General features: G+C 61.1%; 1 protein-coding gene. It reads right to left on the reverse strand.

All coding sequences use genetic code 11. From position 1 onward, the window contains the following. Positions 1 to 937: 937 nt before the first annotated feature. On the reverse strand, positions 938 to 1,220 hold a 283-nt coding region (locus tag OXS27_RS32240; RefSeq protein WP_267361732.1), incomplete at its 5' end, for a hypothetical protein.

The raw sequence follows: 1,220 nt of genomic DNA on the forward strand, positions 1-1,220 counted from the left end.
TGCAGCAAAGTCTGCGGAGGCGGCGGGCTCAGCACGAGTCAGCATGGTCTCAGCTCCTTTGGCGAGCCCAATGGCGAACATTAATGATTGGTTATTGCAATGCTCATAATCTGTTAACGCCGGCCCGGCAACCCAATTCTTAGGCCAATTTCACAGATGAGAGAAGATTTCGGTGGGGCGACTGATGTCGGTTAGGCTTCTTGCCGATGTAACGGAGCACCGATGCGGAAGTCCGCCCGGTATTTTCTACTGATCCGTTTTGTTTACCCGACTTGCAATCAGAGCAAGCACACCCGTACGCTCCCGGCATTGCGCCGCATCGCGATAGGTCCAGATACCATCAATCAGCGCGCTCAATTGGCCCGCTCTGTGCGGTGCGGTCGTTTTCGCACAGCAACATGGGCACAAACGGTTGAGCGGCCGAAACCGTTGCAACCGGAATCGGAGGCGATCCTCAGGCCGCAAACCAATGTGGCGACGCGCGGCGTCAGGTTGCGAACCAGCACGCTTGGCACAGCCGATTGGCGGGTATTTCGATTCCGTGTTGCCGCAGATGAAAGGGCGCCCGACCGCGTCGGCGTGTCAACGCGGGACACGATGGCCTTGGATAGCCGCTCCGTGCAGTCGCCTCCGAACGCCCTCATCCGCGCTGTCGAGGGACTGCCAACGGTCGGCCTCGCGCGGGGAACGCACCCGCCTGGCTCGACCCGGATGACGTATGGTTAACGCCATCACCGGTAAGGTGGCTGCCAAGGATCAACCCAGATACGCGGGGACCGTCAGAGTCTCATGGCTGAACCGCGCGACGAAAAGGAGACGCTCTGGAGATGTCTTGGGCCGCCACGGTGTCCGCCGCCTACGTCACCGGGTTCCTGGCGTTCTGGCACCGTGCTTCACGGCGCCGGTGATGCCGGACGACGCGTTTGAGGATCATCCTCTATCCGATGAGCCGGCCGACCAATCCAACGAGAACCCAACCTAGGAAGCCTACCCAGGCCACCACCACGAGCAGCACGGTCGTCAGGATCGCAGGCGTGCCGAAGCGGGCGAACGCACGGTGACCCAAACTGCGTCTCGATGCGGCGCCCCGCTCGTCGTTTTGAGACGGATCCATAGCCTCAACCCCCAGTTGCGGGTCGAGACGCAATCGCCTGTCCTGACCGCGGAGGGAAGGCACACGGCTTGCAAATAAGGTAAATGCGACGATCAGGCCGGACGTA

This window comes from Methylobacterium sp. GC_Met_3 (genome assembly GCF_026540775.1).
Taxonomy (GTDB): domain Bacteria; phylum Pseudomonadota; class Alphaproteobacteria; order Rhizobiales; family Beijerinckiaceae; genus Methylobacterium.